Raw genomic sequence first — 20489 nt, forward strand, 5'->3', positions numbered from 1 at the left:
ATGAAAAAGATTGTCTTATTCGCCGCAAACGGTTTTATCGGGAGAGCACTCATCGATTATGTCGCTAAAAATCACCCGGATTATCAACTGACTGCTGTTTCCAGATCACCGATTAAAGATCTTCCCGCCACATTCAAACACGTTCAATGGGATGGAAAAACGCTTGGTTTGTGGACGGAAGAATTGGAAGATGCCGAACTGGTTGTCAATCTCGCCGGAAAATCTGTCAACTGCCGTTACAACCAGCAAAATAAAGCAGCCATCTTTTCATCCCGTCTCGACAGCACCCGCATCATCGGGGAAGCCATTGAAGAGTGTGTGGTCAAGCCCACTTGCTGGATCAACGCCGCAAGTGCCACGATTTACGAGCACAGCCTGGAGCGTCCGAACACGGAAACAGACGGAATCATCGGGAAAGGATTTTCTGTCAATGTCTGCAAAGCCTGGGAAAAGCAGTTTTTTGCGTTCAAAGACCTTCCTCTTCGTCAAATCCTGCTTCGAACCACTATCGTTTTGGGAAAAGAAGGTGGTGTGTACCCGGTATTGAAGAAACTGGCACGTTTCGGTCTGGGAGGCAAAATGGGCAAAGGAAATCAACAAATCAGCTGGATTCACGTCACCGATTTTTGTGAAGCACTGTGGTTTCTCTTTCAAAACAACCGGGCGAACGGTATTTACAACGTGGGCAGTCCGAATCCCGTAACCAACAGCAACTTTCAACGCGAACTCCGGAAAAGTCTCGGAATTTCCTTTTACCTCAATCAGCCCGAATGGATGCTGACTGCCGGGGCAATTTTTATCGGGACAGAAAAAGAATTAATTTTAAAAAGCAGGTTTATCCAACCCGAAAAATTGACCGGTCTTGGTTTCCGGTTTCAATTCCCTTCCATTGAGTTATGTTTGAGTGATTTACAGAAATAAGCTCTGCTTCTCCCAGTGTTTCCGGCTTTTTAACAAATGCTATAAAATTCATTATATTTTAATTCCTTTTTCATATTACGCCAACATTTTTTCAAAATAGTTCTACCTTCATGCAACGTATAAATTAATTATTTCGTTTCATTTAAAAGAATCAAATTTTGAGATTTATGAAATCACATGTTTCAGTCAAATTAACACTATTCCTGATTGGTTTTTTCCTATTCGCGGGACGGTCTTTCTCCCAGGAAAGAATTCCGGCAGAATCCATTACCTCCGAATGGACTTTCTTCAAAGAAGTCAAAGGAGTTAAGTTCTACCTGAAAGAAGAAAAAGCAACAGTTTATGAAGGTAAAGAACCTTTTACGTTTGTTTTGGTGAAGTTGGAAAATACCAATAACAAACCGGTGAAGCTGCTTTACAACCTGGCAGCTCACTACAACGAGGGCTGTAACAATTGTAACAACGCTCAGGAAGCACGCAAACCTGTTGAAGTCCCTGCAAATCAAACCGTGGAGGGAAGATACGATTCGGGAAATTGCCCGACATCGATCATGGTGTACAACCCGAACAACAAATTCACTTCCTGGAAACTGACTTCAATAGCTATCGAAAATTTAATTATCAATTAATCAGATTATGAAGCATTTAGTACGTTCTCTTTTCGTAGCATTAATTGGTTCATTTAGTGCTTTCGGACAAACTAACCTTTGTTCCATTACCATTACGCCGTCAGATACAACGATCTGTCCGGGTGATTCGGTACACGTTGTTGCAACTGCAAACCTGATCAACAGTAACCAGTCTTTTAACTTCAACGGATCGGTATTGCCTCCGGGATGGTCAGCAGGTGGAGCTTCCACGTTCTCTGCTCCATGTGGTGCAAACCCTTCCAATACACCCTATTACTGGGCCTCCACATCTACGGGAGTTCCGAATATCACAACTGCTGCTTTCGATATCAGCTGTGGTGGTTACATTTCATTCGATATGGTTTATTCCGTTCAGGGTGGTGCATCTCCATGTGAAGGACCGGATCAGTTGAACGAAGGAGTTGCTCTTCAATACAGTAACGACGGTGGGGCAACCTGGATCACGATCATTTACTATGTTCCGGACGGAACCACTTCTCCGACGATCCTGACAGGAACAACGAGTGTGGCATTCGGTCCAACGGCTTTCACCACATGGAATACCTATAATATCCAGATTCCTCCGGGCGCTCAGACAAGCAACACCCAATTCCGCTGGTATCAGCCTACTTCTTCGGGAGGATGTTGTGATAACTGGGGATTGGATAACATTTTCATCAACGCATCAGGAGCACCTTGCGGATCTACAGCTGTGCTTGACTGGAGTAACGGAATGGGAGATACCACAAACTACTGGGTAGTTCCTTACGGAGATACAACATTTACGTGTGATGTATACGATACAGCAGGAAACTACCAGTGTACTTCCCTGCCGGTTACCATCCACCTGTACCACGATGTATTGAACTACAACCTGCAGGATTACGCATATTCTTACTGTCCGACAACGAATCCTTCCGTTCAGGTTACAAATATTTCAGGATCAATTCCTCCATACTCTGTAAACTGGACTGATATTCCAAGTACGAATAACCCGCAAAGTTTATCGACCGGAGGTGCAGAACATGATACCATTACCTATCATGTGACCATTAGTGATGGTTGTGGCTTCACCAGACAGGATAGTGTGATTCTCATAGTCAATAAACTCCTCAATATCGACTCGCTCATTCCATACGATGCCAGCGCCTGTCTGAATGATGGTGCGGTAGTGGCTTACGTTTCAGGTATTACGGCTGTAAACAACCAACCGATGTATTCCTGGCATGGTCCGGGTGCAACGAACCCGAGCTTTGTAAACTCTACCGTTTGGACAAACCGTTCACCGGGGTGGTACTACTTCATGGTTTCGGATGATGTATGTACAGACAGAGATAGTGTCCAGATCAATATCAAGAACCCTCCAACAGCCATGATCAGTGCAAATCCATTGGCAGGTTGTGCTCCGTTCAATGTGGCTTTTGAAAACAACAGCCAGAATGCAACACATTACCACTGGGATTTCGGTGACGGAAACACATTAAACGTAAACGATCTGAGTACTCAGAACCATACTTACTCCGGAGACGCACAGATTATGCTGATTGCATATGACGACAGTAACTGTTCAGATACAACCTATGTAAGCGTAACAGTTCAAACATGTGGTTGTACAGACCCGATGGCAGTAAACTACGATCCGAATGCAGTTGCGAACGATGGTTCTTGTAGCTATCCTCAGCCGATCTTTAACGTTCCGAACATCTTTACTCCGAACGGTGACGGTGAAAACGATTTCTTCGAATTCACAGTAACAAATTACTCCAATATCGAGTTCCAGATTGTGAACCGTTGGGGGAACCCGGTATTCAGTGGTTCAGGTTTGAATCCGAAATGGGATGGTAAAGTAAACGGTGTATTATCCGCAGACGGAGTGTACTTTGTGACTTACAAAATCACATCCATCAAAGGAGACAAACAAGTTGAAGGTCAAACATTTGTACATTTGATCCGATAATCTCTCAATAGAAATATGAAAAAGCGCTTGAATAGTTTCAAGCGCTTTTTTTATTTTTGACTTATTCCCATTGATTGAGAAACCGATGTTTTTTATCCTTTCGAAAATTTTGTTGTTTACCATCAGCCCGTTTACGTGGCTACTGGTTGCTTTGTACTTTGCTTTCTTCTCCAAAAAAGCACTCCGGGCAAAAAGGGCAAAGTATGCGGCTATTTTTATTGCATTGTTTTTCAGCAATACGTTTGTTTTCAAGGAATTTTGCAGGCAATGGGAAGTATTCGGAACTCCACCTTCAGCGGTGAAACACCACGATGTAGCCGTTGTTTTAACCGGAATGGCAGAATACAATAACGATTTGAAAGTACTCAGTGCACGAAGAGGGATTGACCGCATCTGGCAAACGATCTCACTCTACAAAGCAGGAAAGATCAACCGGATCCTGATTACCGGAGACCACGGCTACCTGATCGACAAGGGCCTTCACGAAGCAACTCAGCTGAAAGAAGTATTGGTTCACTGGGGAATTCCGGAACACGTGATCATTACCGAAACGAAATCGAAAAACACCTACGAAAACGCCGTTGAATCGAAAAAAATCCTGGATAAACTCTTTCCCGGATCACACTCCATTCTGCTGGTTACATCCGGGAAACACATGCGCCGTTCGCGTGCGTGCTTTGAGAAACTAGGAATCACGTGCGACACCTACTCCACCGACTTGTATACCGGTCCGAAACGTTCCTATACGTTTGATGAAATGCTGATTCCGGATGTGAGTACCATGACCGAGTGGCACGGGCTTCTGAAAGAAATGATTGGTTACGTGGCTTATGACATTACAGGAAAAATCTAGCCTACTGCGTTACTTTGGGTTTCGATTCAGGGGTCATTAATTCCAGTTCGGCTGCCTGCATAGCTTCTTTCATTTTCGCATACTTGTTGTATTTAGCCGCATTACAAACTCCAATAATTGCCGGAGCAGGAAAAGCAATCCAGCCGGTGTAATCAAACCATTTGGCTTTTACCTTTAATCCGTCTACATGCTTTCGATCAATCGAATCCCGGTAGTTCAGGTATTGAAACGCGCTATGTCCGTTGATGGTTGTTTTTCGCACTCCGATTGTATCCGGAAACGGGTTATACAGGAAATCCCAGCCTTTTTTATCGTAATACGCCGAATCATTCTGGAATGACGGGCTGATGTGATTGAAATACAGGAAAGCTTCCCTGTTGCAGTCCACTTCCACCGGGTGTTCATCGTGGTTTCCCTTGCTCATGATGGCAGGAAGTCCTACGCGAACCAGGTAAGCAAATCCCATACGTCTGCTTTGCAGGTAATGACCGTATTCATGTTGAAAAATGCGGTTGTCCGGATCAGGAGCACTGGATTTTTTGGTCAGGATGTAATTCCCGAAGCAAATTCCCGTCCAGCGTACATTCATATTCAGAAGCGTACTCCCATTGGGGTAGCTCACGGAATTCACCCGGCACAACACCGTGTTGTAGAAATGTGCCATGAAAAAACCGATTCCCGTTTGAGGTCCCTGGTAGGTAAACCGCGACCCGACTTCCAGGAAACGCTTCCCGGATGTCTGGTTGGTATCGGAAACAAACAAACCACCCCAGATTCTCAGGTCATTTTTTGCACTTTGATTCGCACGTTTCCAGGCATTTTTCCAGCGTTTTTCCTTGTTTTTCGCCAAACCGGAAATAAAACCGCTTACCCAGGAATCGAGAATAAAGAAATCAGCCTGCTCGTTTCCTGCATAGGAAGGAACAAACATCACTGTGCAAAGGAGTACCAGAAAAAACGATCTGACCTGTTTTATCATTCCATTCTAACGTTTGAAGTGTTATTTTATGATATCCGACTTAAAAATAATGTTATTTTAGTTTGAAGTTAACGACAGATCCATGAAACAGTTACTCTACAGCATTTTGATCGCTTTTCTCTGCTTCTCGTGCGGTGGTTCGAACACCCCTGAAAATCAGTCCGGAGACTCCGGAAAGAAGGAAAATTCTGAAGATCCGGCTGTAACAAAAGAAACACCCGAAGTTCCTGCCGATACGGTTAAACACAACGGCGTGGTGTATCCGTTGACAGCTCCACAGATCGCTAAACTGTCGAAACTCCTTCCGAAGAAAACGGTGAACCAAATCAAGGCATACGTGGATGCACTGGCTTCTGTTAAAACAGACAACGATTTTGCGCGCGTTTATCACAACGGAAAACCATTGTTTGAAACCATCGAAAACGACCTCTATACCAAATTCCCGGATGATGCCTACAACGCGATGGAAGCCATGCGTTTTATCGATAAGACCTTTGCCCTGCGTGCTTCCTGCGAAGCCGAATGCTCCGAATTTGTGATGGAATACAGCTTTACCGATCTGCAAAAACTGGCAGCTTACACCAAAGGAAAAGCAGATGATGCGTTCGTGAAACTGAAAATGATGGCTGAAGGAGAAAATGCCCGACACGATCCGTCGTGGCTCAATTTCTTTGAACGCACCTGGGATTATGGCGGCGGTTCACTGCTGGGAGATGGCAACAATGCACTTTTCCTCGAAGAATCGTTCCAGGCGATCCAGCAAAGCAACCTCTTCAAAAAAGACCTGATCCAGCTCCGGGAGCGCGTGATCGAAGATATGAAACACCGCATTTACATGTTCCCGAAAGCTGCAGTAATGGCTGAACTCGACAAAATCCTGAAAGGAAAATACCTCGCATACGATGAAGCACAGGAAATCCTCGATTTACGTCAGAAAATTGACCGGGACAAAGAAGATCCGGCACTTCAATTCAACTGCTCCGATCCGGAACAAAACTGCGACTGGGGAGGATAATCAAAAGCGTTCAAAAAGTTAAACGGGTCAAAGGCCTTTAAACTCAATTTGAACTTTTGAACTTTTGAAATCAATCACAATCCTCCCTTATTTACTGCCGGATATTCTTGATTGGAAGCTGGAATCCCAGTCCGCCGGTTCCCATAAACTGATCCAGTGGGCGCGCATGCCACGGATCCGTCTGATGCATGTACTGACATTCCAGGAAGAAGTAGAAAAACTTGTAAACGTGGTAATTCAGTCCTGCTTTTACCGCAAAAGCCGAGTTGTAAATCCGTTCGCTGCGTTCATTGGTCTGAATCGCTGAAAAACCAACCTGCAAACCAACAAACGGATCCAGTCTTTTGACCGGGAAATAACGCATGAAACCTGCCTGTACCTGTAAATGATCATTCACATACCCCGGCTTCGTCTGAGCACCGATAAACTGGTAAATATCTCCACGAAAACTGTACTTGTCATCCAGGTGATAATTCATATAGCCGCCCAAATACAGGTTCAACCCTTTCGTGTTCAACTGCCGGGAAGGATAAATACTCGCTGTAGCCTGCAGTAATCCTGCACGTTCACCGTCTGCAATGAGCTGTGCCGCTGACAAGAACGAAACAGCAGTAAAAACAAGGATCAATGCACTTATTTTCTTTTTGATTTCCATAGGTCAGCAAGTTTATAGTTCAACGTAAGTGATGTCAGCAAATGCCCTTCCAGCGAGCCACCTTTGTGCTGTTCGAAATGCACGCTTCCGTTTTCTTCCACATGGGAATGAATGTCTGTTCCCAAATGAATCATGTACTGGGAAGAAAGCGACACATCGAAGCGGGGAGTTAAATTGAAATGAACTCCCAAACCACCCTGAACGGCACTGCTCCAGCGGTCAATCTTGTTACTCCGGTTAGCCAGTTCGGTTTGCAATGTCCGGTCGAAGCAATGTCCTGCCAGGATGTATGGCTGTACTTTCGGAGTCGGATTCGGCAACAGGTAGAACATCACGCTCCAACCGATGTGCAAATCATTTCTGCGGGTGTATTGATTGGTTGCCGGCAGATAATCCATGAACCATTCGGTATTTACGCGGTCGGATAACTGGAGGCGAAATTGTCCTCCCAATCCCACTGCGGGGCGTTCATGATCTCCGTTGAATAAACTTAACGTGCTGCGTTGTCCGACAGAAAGCAAACCGCCTCTTCCGCCCCTGATGTTCAGCTCTTGTGCAAATGCCGAACAGGACAAGCTGATCAGTAATAACAGGCATCCTTTTTTCATACTAGGTTATTTCTTGTAGTAACGTTGTAAATGTAGTAATTAGTATGAAACTAAAAAGGGGACGCGATGCTGTATAAACCAAGAGGGGACGCGATGTATCGCGTCCCCTCCTGGTTTTTTATTTTCGTTTTATTTCTTCCGGAAATTAAAGTCCGAATTTCTCCATTACAGCATCGCTGATTCCTGTTGTGGAGTAACCTCCGTCGTGGTACAGGTTCTGCATCGTCACCATACGGGTCAGATCAGAGAACAACGAGATACAGTAGTTTGCACAATCTTCAGCACTTGCGTTTCCAAGCGGAGCGATTGCATCAGCATAGTCGTAGAAATCTCCGAAACCTTTGATTCCTGAACCAGCAGTTGTTTTAGTCGGAGACTGAGATACGGTATTCACACGTACTTTTTTCTCCAAACCATAGTGATATCCGAAACTTCTTGCGATAGACTCCAGCATTGCCTTGATGTCCGCCATATCCGTGTAGAACGGATAAGTTCTCTGAGCAGCTGCATACGTCAGCGCTACCACACTTCCCCACTCGTTGATTGCATCCATGTTCTTAGCAACTGAAAGCATTTTATGCAGAGACAAAGCGGAAACATCGATTCCTTTTTGGTAGAAATCGTAGTTCAGGTCCTGATACGGGATTTTTTTACGGATATTCACGCTCATTCCGATGGAATGCAGTACAAAGTCGATTTTACCACCTAACACTTCCTGAGCCTCTGTAAACAGTTTTTTCAGGTCGTCCATATTTGTAGCATCGGCAGGAATAATCTTTGAACTTGTTTTTTCAGCCAATTCATTTATTTCTCCCATTCGCATAGCGATCGGAGCATTCGTTAAAACAAAAGTAGCACCGTGTTCATGCGCTTTTTCAGCAACTTTCCAGGCAATTGAATTCTGATCCAATGCTCCGGTAATGATCCCACGTTTTCCTTCCAATAATTTTGACATAATCATTTGATTTGAGGACAAATTTAGAATTTAATTTCAAGCTTCCAAGGAATATTTCCGCGCCAGTACTGAAATCTGTTGAAAGACAAAAGAATAAGGGTTTCCCCTTCAAAGCGATTTAATCCCGGAAATTCAGTTTCAGTCCGTCATACGCTGCAAAAACGTTCGGAGGCAGTTCTTTTTCAATCTCTTCGTGTGTTCCGAACAGGTGTGAAATGTGTGTCAAATACGCTTTTTCGGGCTTCACTTCGCGGATAAAATCCAGTGCTTCTTCCAGGTTGAAATGCGAAATATGCGGTTCTTTCCGCAAGGCATTCACGATCAACACTTTTACGCCTTTCAGTTTTGCAATTTCCTCCGAACTGACCGTCTTGGCATCCGTGATATAGGCAAAATCAGCGATCCGGAAACCGAACACCGGCATGAAATAATGCATCACTTCAACCGGAGTGACAGGAATATCTCCCGAAACGCGGAACGGCTTGTTTTCGATATGAATCAGGTTCAGCTGTGGAATTCCGGGATATTTTTCTTCTGAGAAAGCATAATGATATTCTCTTCTCAGAGCCGTTTCTACCGCCGTGGAACAGTAAATATCCATGTCGCGGTTATCGATGAAATTGAACGCACGCACGTCATCCAGACCTGCCATGTGATCCTTGTGTTCGTGTGTAAACAATACTGCTTCCAGGCTTTTCACTTTAAAACGCAGCATCTGCTGACGGAAATCCGGGCCGGCATCAATCACCAGGTTGCGTCCCCCGATCTCGATCAGAACCGAACAACGCAAACGGTTGTCTTTCGGATCCGGAGAAGTACACACATGGCAATCACAGGCAATCACAGGAATCCCCTGAGACGTTCCCGACCCAAGCACTGTAACGGAAAAATTCATGACGGACGGTATCTGATTACACGGATTAATACTAAAATCCAGGCGATGATCATCAAGGTACCCCCGATTGGAGTAACCGGGCCAAAAGCCTTTTTCAATGATTCAAACCCGTGGATTTTACACGCTGTAAGTCCGTAGATACTTCCGGAAAAAAAGATGGTACCCAGAATCATCAGCAAAAAAATGGTTTTGCTCTGAATCTTGAAACGCGTATTGATTGATGGAATGATGAGGAATCCAAGTCCCTGGAAAAACTGGTATTTGGTTGCCGTATCAAAAGATGCAAGAATATCCTGACGTTGTTCTGTCATGTCTGAGGATCCAAAAACAACGTGATGATTCAACAATGTTTTCAATCCGTGTGCTCCGAAAGCTCCAAATACAATTGCCAGAATAATCAGAATTAATCCGGTAATGATCCATTTCCTCTCCATAAATTTAAAGATAGGGAAAAAGTCGTTCCTATTCCTTGATTTTGGAAATAATTTGAACCAATGAGTATTTAAAACGATCCGATCCCGTCTTGCCTTCCTGGAATTCGATCTTTACAATCAGATCATAGGTATAACCTGCTTCGAAGTGAAATCCTTCAATTTCCTGCTGCAATACTTCCCAGCTGTCCATCCCGATGGTTGCACCTTTCTGCACGGAATAACATTTTTTGGTTTCCTGTGCATTTTGAGAACAATTCACCAACTGCCCGCTCACGCGCATTTTGATCGTTTCGCCCGATCTGGCAGCAGTCACCTGTTGTTCCGCCTGAATTGTTTCTGTTCCTGTATACGAACCGGTCAACGAAATGGCTAAGCACAAAATCTTGAACATAATCTCTGAATTTATCTGATAAAGATACGGAAAGAAAGGTTGAAGGTTGTTTGTTTGTTAGATAATTAACTAAAATGGAACATTGAGAATGTATAATTGAGAAGAGTGAACTGAAAAGTTAAAAGGGATAAAGTGAGAAATTCCTGTCTTTTCAATTCTCCATTATTAATTCTCAATTAGTTGTATAGCAGAAGAACGCGCCAAATCGGTTACCTGTTCACCGGAAATGAGTTTGGCAAGTGCTTCGATCCGTTGTGCTTCATTCAACTGTTCAATGCGGGAAATTGTCTGACTGTTTTCGTGCGATTTTGAAACTTCGAAATGGAAATCTCCTTTCGCAGCCACTTGCGGCAAATGTGTAATCGCAAATACTTGCAAATGCTTCCCCATTTCCTTCAGCAGTTTTCCCATTCTCAGGGCCACTTCTCCGGAAACTCCCGTATCGATTTCGTCCAAAATCAAAGTCGGCAGGGATTTTTTTTCGCTCATCACCAGCTGGATTGCCAGCATGACGCGTGATAGCTCCCCCCCGCTCGCCGCACGTTCAATCGGTTTCAACTCCAATCCTTTGTTGGCTGAGAACAGGATCTGGATCGTCATTCCACCGTTAGCATCTGCTTTCTCCAGTTTGTTCAGCACAATCTGGAAACGGGAATGCTCCATTTTCATCTCACTCAACAGATTGAGCAGGTAAACTTCCAGTTTAGGAATCACCTTCGAACGCTTGTTATACAATTCATCCGAAAGCTGTTTCAATTCTTTTTCCTTCGCTTCAATTTCCAACGTGAGTTCGGCAATGCGTTCGTCGGAGAATGTAAAAGCATTCACTTTTTCACTCAGGGAATCGCGGTAAATGATCAATTCGTCCTGGGTTGAAACGTGGTGTTTTCCTAAAATTTTATTGTATTCATCCAGCGATTGAGTCAGGCGAAAAAGGGTTTCCGGATCTCCCTCCAACAGGTTCAACTGCCTGTCCGAATCACGGGAAATATCACCCAATTCGACAATCACGTCGTTCAGGCGCGTGGAAATCGTTTCCAGATCGGGATCTGCACTTTTCCATTTATCGATATGCGACTTCAGTCTTCTAAGAATATCCGTTGCCCCGTTTTCCTGGTCGATTGCCGCCATGACGGAAGCATAGGCTTCTTTCAGATCATCAATCCGTGAAAGTTTCGAAAAATCCTGCTCCAGGCTTTCGTAATTCACTTTATCGAGATCGAGTTGTTCCAGTTCATTCAGCTGGAAACGGATATAATCCAACTCCTGCAACTGCCCGGACTTGGCCTGCTCCATTTGTTCCCTGGAAACGCGCAAACGCTGAATCTGCTGGAAAAGGCGCGACACCTTGCCTGCCAGTTCCAATCCATCGCCGTAGGCATCCAGTAAATCAAACTGGAATTTCGTTTTTTTGATTTCCAGCGTTTCGTGCTGGGAGTGAATGTATACCAATTGTTCGGTGAGTTCCTTCAGCTGGCTCAATTGAACAGGCGTGTCGTTGATAAACGAGCGGGATTTTCCCTGGCTGGTAATTTCTCTGCGGATCACCGTTTCCGTTTCCCAGTCGATATCTTGTTCTCCAAACCATTCTTTGAAATGGGCATTCAGTTCAAAAACAGCTTCTACCACCGTTTTCTTTTCCGGGTTACGGATCACGGAAAAATCCGATCGCTCTCCCAAAATCAGGTTCAAGGCTCCCAGTAAAATGGATTTCCCGGAACCGGTTTCACCCGTAATCACATGCAGTCCCTTATGAAAATCCAGGGAAACATGCTCAATTAATGCAAAATTTTGAACAGAAAGAGATTTCAGCATCAGTTCAGGATTTCCTCGTATTTGCTGGAATTTGCAGGATCTAACTTCTTCAGAACAGTAACGATCTGCGTTTTTTCTTCAGGCTTCGCCGTTGCATATAAGTTCTTCAACTCATTCATTTTACAGTATGCAAAATTGATGATATTGATCGAGTTCGGTCGTGCAGAAGCAATTTTAGACAATTTATCCAAAGCGGTGTAAATGGCTTGTTTTGCCACGTCTGGCTTATCGTACAAGTGATCCATCCCCAAACGGTGATATTCATAATAGCATTCTCTCAGCGGCTCAAACAACTGTTGCATGGCATTTTCCACCAGCCAGTATCGGTTTTTCTTTCCTGTTTCGCTGGATTTCCATCCTTTCCCGGAAGAAGTCTGTGCGTTGGATACAATCTGCTGCGCTTCCTGGAAATACTTCGTTCCCCCCTGAAGCGAGAATGAATCGAAATCCAATGCAATGATGTAATAGGCGTAAAATGCCAATATCGACGATAAATTATCCCTGAACTGATTTTTTGCATACAATACAACCGTGTTACGCGAATAGGTAAATTCGAGGTTATCGTCCTGGAAATTAAACAAGGTCGTGTTGTAGGAAGAGTTATACACCGGGCGGCTCGACTGCACCTGGATGGAACCGGTAAAATCTCCGTTGTTGATGGTATTGATCTGCAGCTGCAACTGGCAGTTGATACGTTCTTCCACCTTGAATTTCTCTTCGGTCCATTTCGTGTTGTTCATCAAATCGGTTACCACCTGCTTGATTTGGTCAAACAATTCCTTTTCAGCCGAAGTAACCTCCGTTTTAATGTTCGTCACGATCGTAACCTGGCAGTTCAATTCCTGTGAGTAGCCTTTGGTTAAGAGCATTAAAAATAAAAGAGACAGAATTTTATTCATATAAATTATTCATCAATTCATTCAACAACGAGAAAGCCAGTTCTTGTTTTGACTGTAACTCAAAGCTACGTATTTTATTGCTTTTAAAGATTAATTTAACTGAATTCGTGTCGGTTCCGAAGCCTACCCCCGGTTCGCCCATTTCATTGAGTACGATTGCATCCAGTTTCTTCTTTTCAAGCTTCCCCTGCGCATATTCCAGTCCGTTCTGGGTTTCCAGCGCAAATCCGACTACTTTCTGTGCCGTTCTGTTTGCCGAAGCCCAGGAGAGAATGTCCGGGTTTTTCTCCAGGTCGATGTGCAGGGTTTCTGCTGTTTTCTTTATTTTTTGATCGGCTGCCACTGTTGGCCGGTAATCTGCAACAGCAGAGGCAAAAATTCCCCAATCAACCTGATCCCAATGGTGTTGAACCGCCTCCAGCATCTGCAACGCCGAAGTCACACGAACTACACGAATCTTTTCATGGGATGTTTTCAAATGAGTCGGTCCGCTCACCAAAATCACTTCTGCTCCTTTCGATGCAGCGGCTTCAGCCAGTGAAAAGCCCATTTTCCCTGAAGAATGATTCCCGATAAAGCGCACCGGATCGATGGCTTCGTAGGTTGGCCCCGCGGTAATCACGATTGTTTTTCCGGAAAAACGCGCATCGTACTGAAAGTGATCCTGCAGGTATCGCAGCAATACTTCCGGTTCAGCCATTCTTCCCTGCCCTTCCAGTCCGCTGGCAAGGAAACCGCTTTCAGCCGGGATCACCGTGTAGCCGAAAGATTCCAAACGATCGAGATTTGCTTTGGTAGTCGGGTGCTGATACATATCCAAATCCATTGCAGGAGCAACAAATACCGGACATTTCGCACTCAGATACGTTGCCATCAGGAAATTATCGGAGAAACCGTGTGCCATTTTAGCGAGGGAACTTGCCGTAACGGGAGCAAAGATCATCACATCTGCCCAGAGCGCCCATTCCACGTGGTTGGTCCATTCGCCTGTTTTCGGGTTGTAGAAGTCTATCCCGACGGGAGATCCGGACAAGGTTGACAGGGTTAGCGGTGTGATAAAATCAGAAGAGGCAGGAGTCATCATACATCTGACTTCTGCCCCTTGTTTCTTTAACAATCTCACGAAGGTCGCCATTTTATAAGCTGCGATTCCGCCAGTTACACCGACCAGAATCCGTTTTCCTTCTAAAGACATAGGAGTTTATTTACTCTTGGTTTTTTCTCGTATAGATTTGTCCTTCTTTCAACTCTTCGATTGCAACCGCAACCGGCTTCGGAAGTTTTTCGTAGAAGCGGGAGATTTCAATCTGCTCGCGGTTTTCAAAAATCTCTTCCAAATTATCTGTTGATGAAGCAAACTCCTGCAATTTAGCAGTCAATTCTTCTTTCATTGAAGAGCTGATTTGATTTGCTCTTTTGGACAATACTACAATTGATTCATAGATATTACCTGTACCTTGTTCCAAATCAATTGTATCACGCGTTACAGTTGAACGCTCAGCATTGTTGTTTTTGAAGCTCATTCTTCTTTTTATTTACTTGTTAGATGCGGGAATATCAATCTTTTTCAATCGTTCCATATACCCTTCGAATTCGCGAAGATAGTCTGAATTTGGAAATTCTACAAGAAAAACATTAAATCGTTCGATCGTTTTATCAATTCGATCTTCGATTTTTGAATCCACACTATTCAGCGCTAAATGAAATGAATTGCGGATCAAAATAACCCAGGCTTCTTCCCGGTAGCTTGAACGCGGATAATTATCGAGGAACGCTTCTGAGCTAACCACTGCCGCACGGTAGTTTTCTGTTTTGGAATACAAGCGTACATTCAGCATCTCTTTCGTTTCCAGCTTATAACGCAGCTTGTCCATGATCGCATTACACGTATCCAGGTAATCGGAGTTCGGATAACGGGAAACGAAGAACTGTAAATCATTCAAAGCAACTTCTGTTTCATGCTGATCCAATGACGCTTCCGGGCTATTCTGAACGGAACACAATGCAGAAAGGAACATCGTTTCTTCTGCTTTCGGGGAATATGGGAATTTGGATTCAAATGCACTCAGGTAATAACTTGCCAAATACCAGTCTTCTACTTCAAAACAAGCTTTCCCTAAACGGTAAAATGCAACTTCTCCCTGTGGCGTTCTCGGACTTCTCTGGTAAACCTGCTCGTAAAGCGCAACACATCTTTCATACTTTTCAGCATCGTAAAGCCGGTTGGCTTCTGTGAATTTCGCTTCGTAATCATCTGATTTCAGAATACGGTTATACGAACCACAGCTCGCAAGTGACAGGATAGTAAGAATTAAGAAAGTCCATTTCATGATGACAAAAATAGGAGAAATAGCATAACGGCAAGCTTACGGAAAATATTGTTTGAGAAATCTTAACAAAATCAAGACTCATTGAGAAGTGAAAATGTAACAGTTAAAAAACAGATGTCTGCCAGTTTTTCAATTGGTCACTATGAATTAGCAAATTAAGAACCTTTTCAATTTTAACTTCTCCCTTTTAACTTGGTCAACTTGATCAAACCAGTTTTCCGGATTTAATTTCCATCAGGTGAAGCAAGCGGTCCATATTCGGCGCTTCGTCTTCAAAATACGTACGGGTCTTCTCTATTTTGGTTTCCATCGAATCATCCCGTTCAAATTCGGGGTTGAACCGGAAGTAGTGCCACTTTTTGTGATTGCGCACCTGCTGCTCGAATTCGAGTCGTGCCTGTTCGGAGAATTGTTGTTCAAGATCAGAATCACTGTGTTTCCCGGAACCGATGCTTACAATAACGACCGAATCTTCCTGGTACAGGCAATCCGCATAGTGCATGGCCTGCAAAATCGGGTTCGGTGCAAACTGACTCGCATTCATCAGGCGTCTGTAGCCCAATTTAATGAATTGCTGCTCGTTCGGATTTCCCATACATGCTTTCAAAACAGAATCCAGTTTGATGGACTGCTGGGTAGGTCTGCTGTCGGAAAACTGGAACAATTCATCCGAATCCACGTCGTAGGTCAGAAACAGGAAATGTTTCCGCAGTGAGAACAAGGTATCGTCTTCATCAAACAAACGGGAAACCATTTCTTTGCTGTAGCCGTTGTTCTGGTATTTCAATAATTTTTCGAGTGCACCCAGTTCCTCAATAAGGGAAATCTGGTGTTTTGCCAGTAAACTTGCCAACAACACACTGTCTCCTGATGCGACTACCAAATCGATCCAATTGTAAAGGGAACGATCGATATCAACGGCGTGAATTCGACGCGAAAGGGCACTTAACCCGACAATCGGGACGAGCAAGGCGTCAGAACCTCCATCAGTGACTAAAACGATTCTATAGTTACAGGACATATAGCAATTTAGACAAATCACTTTGATCCCGCAAATTTTTAACACTCTTAGGGAAAATTTAATACGGTGTTTTTAGTTGATTATGTGGTTTATTGATTTAGATTTAACAAAATGAATATCAATAACTTATATATAAAGTTTAAACACTACTAAAAACCAGAGAGTTTTCTTGTTTCCCGCAGAGGAACGCGGATGCATTGCTTAGATTACATTCTCTACGTGGTCACTAATTTCCCGCAGAACTTTAATGAACCCAATCGAACGAGAGCGCAGATACTCATTGTTTAACACCTTATCGGGTTGCGCTTTTTCGAATGAAGTTGCAATTAATCACTCTTTACGTGCTTTGCACCTTTACGGTTTATTGAGTCTGGCGACTATGTGTTCTATGTATCTATGCGGTTTAATAATTTCACGCGGATTTCGCAGATGAATGATCATTTGGTTACATGTTCCAGGTGTGCGATGTACCTCTGTCGTTTATTCCTTTACCGCATAGAAACAAAAAAGCCCCCTGGAATGCAAGGAGCTTCTCGTCATATTTTTACCGGATGCTTATCTCACGCGGATTTGCCTTCCAACCTGCAAGAGTGTTGTGGGACGGATTCCATTCAGCTTGCACAATCTCGAAACAGTCGTGTTACTCTTGGATGCAATCTGGGAAAGGGTATCTCCGGTTCTGATTTTGTAATACTTTCGTGCGGCTACAGCTTCTGTTCTTGCCTGCACTGCCGCAATCGATTCTCCGGAGATTTCTTCGTCGCTTGGTTTTGCCCCCGGCCTGAACAGGCGTTTGTGCACCAGCAGGTTTTCGTCTTTTAATTCCTTTTTCGCAAAATCAATGACTTCTTCCGGGTTCATTGGTGAATCGTAGAAACGCACTTCGAAGTGTAAGTGTGATCCGAACGAACGACCGGTATTTCCTCCCAAACCAATCGGTTCTCCTGCTTTCACTTCCTGATCCGGTGCTACCAAATGCTTGGAAAGGTGAGCATAGAATGTTTCCAGTCCGTTGTAGTGGCGGATAATCACCAGGTTTCCGAATCCTCCGTCGTTCCACTTGGCGTAACGCACACGTCCTGAAAATGCTGCTTTTACGGTATCTCCGGTACGCAGGTTCAGGTCGATTCCATTGTGGTATCTTCCTTTTCTGTAACCGTAGCGTGACGTCACGATTCCCGGAACCGGTTGTACATATTGTTTATGCAGATCGTCAACCAGACACAACCAAAGCGTGTCGTTCATGCGCGACAAATCATTGGTTCTTTCTGATGTAAAACACATATTATTGTCCCAGGTTTGAACCAGGTTCAGGTTTGTATCTGCCTGAATGAGGTTAAAAAGCGCTTCGTTCATGATTCCGTCGAACTCTTCGTCCATCAGGAATTTCCAGGTTCTGTTGGAGTAAAGAACCATTTTGCCTTTGTCAGTTTCTACGGTGTCGATCGGAGTCTGAGCCAATCCCGAAAATGAAACAAGTAGAAGGAAGAAATAAAGAATTTTGTTCATGTTTTATGCCTTGGTATTTTCTGGGTGTCGCAAAATTAACAAAAAAAAGACAATTTTTACTTGCGAAAAAACGTTAATTCGAACATTTACAAGTTCATATCTTTCAAATTGAAAAGGGAGAATTGAAAATTGAAAAGAATTTCCACTTCTTATTTTACCTTCTCAATTGTCACTTTTCGGGACAGATTTCCCGTCGACGTCCATGATGATGATGTCGTAGAACAAATCTTCGTTCGGTTTTACCAAATCCACATATCCTCTTGATCCGTAGGCTTCTTTGGCAGGAACAATAATGTATAATTTATCATACATCTTGGTATTGAGCAAGCCTTTTCTCAAACCTGGAATCAGGGATGCATCTTTCATCCCGAAACCAAACGGCGTGTTCCGCTGATAGGAATTATCGTATCTCGGATTGGATTTTGTCCCAACGAAATAATGAATCGCCACGTTGGAGTTTTCCCCCACTTTCGCATCCACCCGATCCGGGTTTTCTTCCAGACACCACACTTTTACCCCGTCGACTGTTTTCAGTGGTTTGATTTCCTTTCCGACGCGCAGCATCACGATATTCGGTGCATTGGGCGGGATGACTCCCGGGATTCCTTTTTTCCCACGCGCCAGTTTTCCGGGAATGTACACTTCGACGAAATCCCCTACCCGCAATTCTTTCATTGCCAGGTCAAATCCAGGTGTCTGCATTCCGAAACCGACCATGAACGGAAGCATGTCGCGCTGCAGTTTGTAGTTTCCATCAACTACTTCGCCATTTTCCAGCTTGGTTTTGAAATTGATCTCGTAAACCGATCCTTCTTTCACCTGCTCACCGTCTGATTTCTCAAACCACTGAATGCGGATGCCATTCGGGAACGTTTTCTTATCTGCGATTGTCTTTTTCGGTTCAATCAGCTTTTCAGCTTCTGAAAGTCCGCTTCCGGAATCGCGTGTGGTAGGTGCTTTTACCGTTTCTGCCGTATCTACGCCTGAAGTACATGCCGCAGAGAGCAACAGCACTCCGAGCAAACTAGTTGTTCCTTTCATCTTATTCTATTCCGATTAATTCAATATCTACGACCAGGGGTGAAAGCGGTGGAATTTTATTCAAATCGCCCACCAATCCATGAGCCAGGTGGCTCGGGAAAACCAATTTTGCCTTTTCTCCCACGTGCATCAGTTTGATTCCTTCGTGAATTCCGGATTCCATATCACTTTTATCGATCCGGAACACATCTACCTCATCCGTGGCTGTTTTATACACTTCTGTTCCGTCGAGCAGGCTGATTTTGTATTGCGTTTTTGCATCCATACCCGGTTTCGGCGAAGCACCGTCTGTTTTATTGAAAATCACGTAACGCAATCCCGTTCCGGTTTGTTTCACTTCCCAGTTTTCATGCTGTGCAAAATACAGGTCGATGTCCAGGTCCTGCTCAATGGCCAGTTCCTTATTCATTTCGGTGGATTTTTCCATATTCCAGTTGACCGGCTTGGGCTGTTCTTCCTCTTCTGTGCAGGAACACAACAGCAATACGCAGAAAAACCATTCTTTTTTTATCATACTCGGGGAATGAAATCTTTTACAAATGTTACAAATTTTTCGACTGTCTGTTGCAGGTTCTCGTCTGAAATTCCTCCGGAAGCATAGGCATGTCCACCACCGTTGAAATGGGTTTTCGCCAGTTCGTTGACGAAATAGTCACCTTTTGAACGAAAAGAAATTTTGATTTTCCCGTCTTTTTCTACGAACAAAACGGCCATTTTAATGCCCTGGATTCCCAAAATCTGGTTCACCAATCCTTCCGTATCGCCTTTCTGATAGTTGAAACGTTTCAATTCTTCCTCCGACAGGGAAGCATAGCCCACATGCAGATCGTTCAAACACACCAGTTTCTCCGAAAGCGCAAAACCACGCAACTTGATGCGGTCTACCGTATTCGTATCGTAAACGGATTCGTGGATGAGAAAATGCTTCACTCCTCTTCGAATCAGGTCTCCGATTACTTCGTGGGTAAATGCACTAACCGACGGAAAACGGAACGATCCGGTATCGGTCATGATTCCCAAATAAATTGCCGTTCCGGAGTTTACATCGATGTCGTCTAAACGCCCGATGTCTTTGATCCATTTGTAGACCAGTTCACAGGTTGAAGAAGCAGCTGTTTCGGAAATAACTACTTTACAGAAATCTGCCGGGTGCAGGTGGTGGTCGATCATCACTTTTACAGCGGGAGCTTCCACCAATGCTTTTTCCATCTTTTCGCCTACCCGAGAAGGTTCGTTGTAATCCAGGCAGAAAATCAAATCTGCTGTTCCCAATGCTTTCGCAGCTTCTTCCTGCCGGGTTTCAAAGTCTATGATTGCTTCCTGACCGTTGATCCAGTGCAAAAACACCGGCGCAGGATCCGGGTGTACAACCTGTACATTCTTCCCCCATTTCTTCAACAAATGAAACACCGCCAGGGAACTTCCGATGGAATCTCCATCCGGGGATTTGTGCGATGTAATCACGATTGACTGAGCCTGCTCTACGAGCTCCAGTATTTGATGTGCTGCTTGATCCATTGTGTAAAATTATGGATTATCCGCTCACTTTGAGACACCGGAGCGGCAGGAAGGGGAAAATTTC

22 protein-coding genes are annotated in these 20489 nt (G+C 44.1%); 5 read left to right on the forward strand and 17 right to left on the reverse strand.

What is annotated here, in order from left to right:
- From ABDV94_RS14025 to ABDV94_RS14040, 4 genes are all read left to right on the forward strand, one after another.
- Positions 1-921, forward strand: a complete 921-nt coding sequence (locus ABDV94_RS14025) for a TIGR01777 family oxidoreductase (protein ID WP_343747828.1) — start codon at positions 1-3, stop codon at positions 919-921.
- Between the two features lie 167 nt (positions 922-1088).
- Positions 1089-1550 (forward strand): hypothetical protein, encoded by a 462-nt coding sequence (locus ABDV94_RS14030; RefSeq protein ID WP_343747829.1) that lies wholly within the window; start codon positions 1089-1091, stop codon positions 1548-1550.
- A 7-nt stretch (positions 1551-1557) separates the two neighbouring features.
- Complete coding sequence (locus tag ABDV94_RS14035; RefSeq protein ID WP_343747830.1) at positions 1558-3507, forward strand: gliding motility-associated C-terminal domain-containing protein; 1950 nt, start codon at positions 1558-1560, stop codon at positions 3505-3507.
- Positions 3508-3592: 85 nt separating this feature from the next.
- Complete coding sequence (locus ABDV94_RS14040; RefSeq protein WP_343747831.1) at positions 3593-4360, forward strand: YdcF family protein; 768 nt, start codon at positions 3593-3595, stop codon at positions 4358-4360.
- A gap of 1 nt (position 4361) precedes the next feature.
- On the opposite strand, the gene ABDV94_RS14045 is transcribed toward ABDV94_RS14040, so the two are convergent.
- Positions 4362-5339, reverse strand: a complete 978-nt coding sequence (locus tag ABDV94_RS14045) for a hypothetical protein (RefSeq protein WP_343747832.1) — start codon at positions 5337-5339, stop codon at positions 4362-4364.
- An 82-nt stretch (positions 5340-5421) separates the two neighbouring features.
- Between ABDV94_RS14045 and ABDV94_RS14050 the strand changes: the two genes are divergently transcribed.
- Positions 5422-6354: a hypothetical protein gene (locus ABDV94_RS14050; RefSeq protein WP_343747833.1), complete on the forward strand. Its 933-nt coding sequence runs from the start codon at positions 5422-5424 to the stop codon at positions 6352-6354.
- Positions 6355-6445: 91 nt separating this feature from the next.
- On the opposite strand, the gene ABDV94_RS14055 is transcribed toward ABDV94_RS14050, so the two are convergent.
- The 16 genes from ABDV94_RS14055 to ABDV94_RS14130 form a co-directional block, all read right to left on the reverse strand.
- On the reverse strand, positions 6446-7009 hold the full coding sequence (locus tag ABDV94_RS14055) for a hypothetical protein (RefSeq protein ID WP_343747834.1): 564 nt from the start codon (positions 7007-7009) through the stop codon (positions 6446-6448).
- The gene (locus ABDV94_RS14060) at positions 6988-7617 is read right to left on the reverse strand and encodes an outer membrane beta-barrel protein (RefSeq protein WP_343747835.1); all 630 of its coding nucleotides are present in this window, start codon (positions 7615-7617) and stop codon (positions 6988-6990) included. The genes ABDV94_RS14055 and ABDV94_RS14060 overlap by 22 nt, the downstream gene beginning before the upstream one ends.
- Positions 7618-7762: 145 nt before the next feature.
- Positions 7763-8572, reverse strand: a complete 810-nt coding sequence (locus ABDV94_RS14065) for an SDR family oxidoreductase (RefSeq protein WP_343747836.1) — start codon at positions 8570-8572, stop codon at positions 7763-7765.
- A 118-nt stretch (positions 8573-8690) separates the two neighbouring features.
- Entirely contained in the window at positions 8691-9467 is a 777-nt protein-coding gene (locus ABDV94_RS14070) for an MBL fold metallo-hydrolase (protein WP_343747837.1), read from the reverse strand.
- Positions 9464-9901, reverse strand: a complete 438-nt coding sequence (locus tag ABDV94_RS14075) for a DUF423 domain-containing protein (RefSeq protein ID WP_343747838.1) — start codon at positions 9899-9901, stop codon at positions 9464-9466. Before ABDV94_RS14075 ends, ABDV94_RS14070 begins: the two co-directional genes overlap by 4 nt.
- A gap of 28 nt (positions 9902-9929) precedes the next feature.
- The gene (locus tag ABDV94_RS14080) at positions 9930-10292 is read right to left on the reverse strand and encodes a DUF4377 domain-containing protein (protein WP_343747839.1); all 363 of its coding nucleotides are present in this window, start codon (positions 10290-10292) and stop codon (positions 9930-9932) included.
- 165 nt (positions 10293-10457) lie between these two features.
- On the reverse strand, positions 10458-12107 hold the full coding sequence (gene recN / locus ABDV94_RS14085) for a DNA repair protein RecN (protein WP_343747840.1): 1650 nt from the start codon (positions 12105-12107) through the stop codon (positions 10458-10460).
- Entirely contained in the window at positions 12107-13006 is a 900-nt protein-coding gene (locus ABDV94_RS14090; RefSeq protein ID WP_343747841.1) for a DUF4835 family protein, read from the reverse strand. The genes recN and ABDV94_RS14090 overlap by 1 nt, the downstream gene beginning before the upstream one ends.
- Positions 12999-14201 (reverse strand): bifunctional phosphopantothenoylcysteine decarboxylase/phosphopantothenate--cysteine ligase CoaBC, encoded by a 1203-nt coding sequence (gene coaBC, locus ABDV94_RS14095; protein ID WP_343747842.1) that lies wholly within the window; start codon positions 14199-14201, stop codon positions 12999-13001. The genes ABDV94_RS14090 and coaBC overlap by 8 nt, the downstream gene beginning before the upstream one ends.
- A gap of 10 nt (positions 14202-14211) precedes the next feature.
- Complete coding sequence (locus ABDV94_RS14100) at positions 14212-14529, reverse strand: DNA-directed RNA polymerase subunit omega (protein WP_309280362.1); 318 nt, start codon at positions 14527-14529, stop codon at positions 14212-14214.
- Positions 14530-14541: 12 nt separating this feature from the next.
- Positions 14542-15336: an outer membrane protein assembly factor BamD gene (bamD, locus tag ABDV94_RS14105; RefSeq protein ID WP_343747843.1), complete on the reverse strand. Its 795-nt coding sequence runs from the start codon at positions 15334-15336 to the stop codon at positions 14542-14544.
- Positions 15337-15541: 205 nt separating this feature from the next.
- Positions 15542-16357, reverse strand: a complete 816-nt coding sequence (locus ABDV94_RS14110; RefSeq protein ID WP_343747844.1) for a hypothetical protein — start codon at positions 16355-16357, stop codon at positions 15542-15544.
- A gap of 555 nt (positions 16358-16912) precedes the next feature.
- Positions 16913-17866 (reverse strand): M23 family metallopeptidase, encoded by a 954-nt coding sequence (locus ABDV94_RS14115; protein WP_343747845.1) that lies wholly within the window; start codon positions 17864-17866, stop codon positions 16913-16915.
- Between the two features lie 162 nt (positions 17867-18028).
- Positions 18029-18907, reverse strand: coding sequence for an FKBP-type peptidyl-prolyl cis-trans isomerase (locus tag ABDV94_RS14120; RefSeq protein WP_343747846.1), 879 nt, complete (start codon positions 18905-18907; stop codon positions 18029-18031).
- A gap of 1 nt (position 18908) precedes the next feature.
- A complete protein-coding gene (locus tag ABDV94_RS14125) occupies positions 18909-19421 on the reverse strand; it encodes an FKBP-type peptidyl-prolyl cis-trans isomerase (RefSeq protein ID WP_343747847.1) in 513 nt (170 codons plus the stop codon).
- Positions 19418-20425, reverse strand: coding sequence for a bifunctional oligoribonuclease/PAP phosphatase NrnA (locus ABDV94_RS14130; RefSeq protein ID WP_343747848.1), 1008 nt, complete (start codon positions 20423-20425; stop codon positions 19418-19420). Before ABDV94_RS14130 ends, ABDV94_RS14125 begins: the two co-directional genes overlap by 4 nt.
- Positions 20426-20489 lie beyond the last annotated feature (64 nt).

The sequence above is a fragment of the Fluviicola sp. genome (assembly GCF_039596355.1).
In the GTDB taxonomy this organism is placed as follows: Bacteria; Bacteroidota; Bacteroidia; order Flavobacteriales_D; family Crocinitomicaceae; genus Fluviicola.

Excerpts from the sequence above, each read along its gene's own strand:
- ABDV94_RS14025 (WP_343747828.1), top strand. The coding sequence starts at position 1 with ATGAAAAAGATTGTCTTATTCGCCGCAAACGGTTTTATCGGGAGAGCA.
- ABDV94_RS14030 (WP_343747829.1), top strand. The coding sequence starts at position 1,089 with ATGAAATCACATGTTTCAGTCAAATTAACACTATTCCTGATTGGTTTT.
- ABDV94_RS14035 (WP_343747830.1), top strand. The coding sequence starts at position 1,558 with ATGAAGCATTTAGTACGTTCTCTTTTCGTAGCATTAATTGGTTCATTT.
- ABDV94_RS14040 (WP_343747831.1), top strand. The coding sequence starts at position 3,593 with ATGTTTTTTATCCTTTCGAAAATTTTGTTGTTTACCATCAGCCCGTTT.
- ABDV94_RS14045 (WP_343747832.1), bottom strand. The coding sequence starts at position 5,339 with ATGATAAAACAGGTCAGATCGTTTTTTCTGGTACTCCTTTGCACAGTG.
- ABDV94_RS14050 (WP_343747833.1), top strand. The coding sequence starts at position 5,422 with ATGAAACAGTTACTCTACAGCATTTTGATCGCTTTTCTCTGCTTCTCG.
- ABDV94_RS14055 (WP_343747834.1), bottom strand. The coding sequence starts at position 7,009 with ATGGAAATCAAAAAGAAAATAAGTGCATTGATCCTTGTTTTTACTGCT.
- ABDV94_RS14060 (WP_343747835.1), bottom strand. The coding sequence starts at position 7,617 with ATGAAAAAAGGATGCCTGTTATTACTGATCAGCTTGTCCTGTTCGGCA.
- ABDV94_RS14065 (WP_343747836.1), bottom strand. The coding sequence starts at position 8,572 with ATGTCAAAATTATTGGAAGGAAAACGTGGGATCATTACCGGAGCATTG.
- ABDV94_RS14070 (WP_343747837.1), bottom strand. The coding sequence starts at position 9,467 with ATGAATTTTTCCGTTACAGTGCTTGGGTCGGGAACGTCTCAGGGGATT.
- ABDV94_RS14075 (WP_343747838.1), bottom strand. The coding sequence starts at position 9,901 with ATGGAGAGGAAATGGATCATTACCGGATTAATTCTGATTATTCTGGCA.
- ABDV94_RS14080 (WP_343747839.1), bottom strand. The coding sequence starts at position 10,292 with ATGTTCAAGATTTTGTGCTTAGCCATTTCGTTGACCGGTTCGTATACA.
- recN (WP_343747840.1), bottom strand. The coding sequence starts at position 12,107 with ATGCTGAAATCTCTTTCTGTTCAAAATTTTGCATTAATTGAGCATGTT.
- ABDV94_RS14090 (WP_343747841.1), bottom strand. The coding sequence starts at position 13,006 with ATGAATAAAATTCTGTCTCTTTTATTTTTAATGCTCTTAACCAAAGGC.
- coaBC (WP_343747842.1), bottom strand. The coding sequence starts at position 14,201 with ATGTCTTTAGAAGGAAAACGGATTCTGGTCGGTGTAACTGGCGGAATC.
- ABDV94_RS14100 (WP_309280362.1), bottom strand. The coding sequence starts at position 14,529 with ATGAGCTTCAAAAACAACAATGCTGAGCGTTCAACTGTAACGCGTGAT.
- bamD (WP_343747843.1), bottom strand. The coding sequence starts at position 15,336 with ATGAAATGGACTTTCTTAATTCTTACTATCCTGTCACTTGCGAGCTGT.
- ABDV94_RS14110 (WP_343747844.1), bottom strand. The coding sequence starts at position 16,357 with ATGTCCTGTAACTATAGAATCGTTTTAGTCACTGATGGAGGTTCTGAC.
- ABDV94_RS14115 (WP_343747845.1), bottom strand. The coding sequence starts at position 17,866 with ATGAACAAAATTCTTTATTTCTTCCTTCTACTTGTTTCATTTTCGGGA.
- ABDV94_RS14120 (WP_343747846.1), bottom strand. The coding sequence starts at position 18,907 with ATGAAAGGAACAACTAGTTTGCTCGGAGTGCTGTTGCTCTCTGCGGCA.
- ABDV94_RS14125 (WP_343747847.1), bottom strand. The coding sequence starts at position 19,421 with ATGATAAAAAAAGAATGGTTTTTCTGCGTATTGCTGTTGTGTTCCTGC.
- ABDV94_RS14130 (WP_343747848.1), bottom strand. The coding sequence starts at position 20,425 with ATGGATCAAGCAGCACATCAAATACTGGAGCTCGTAGAGCAGGCTCAG.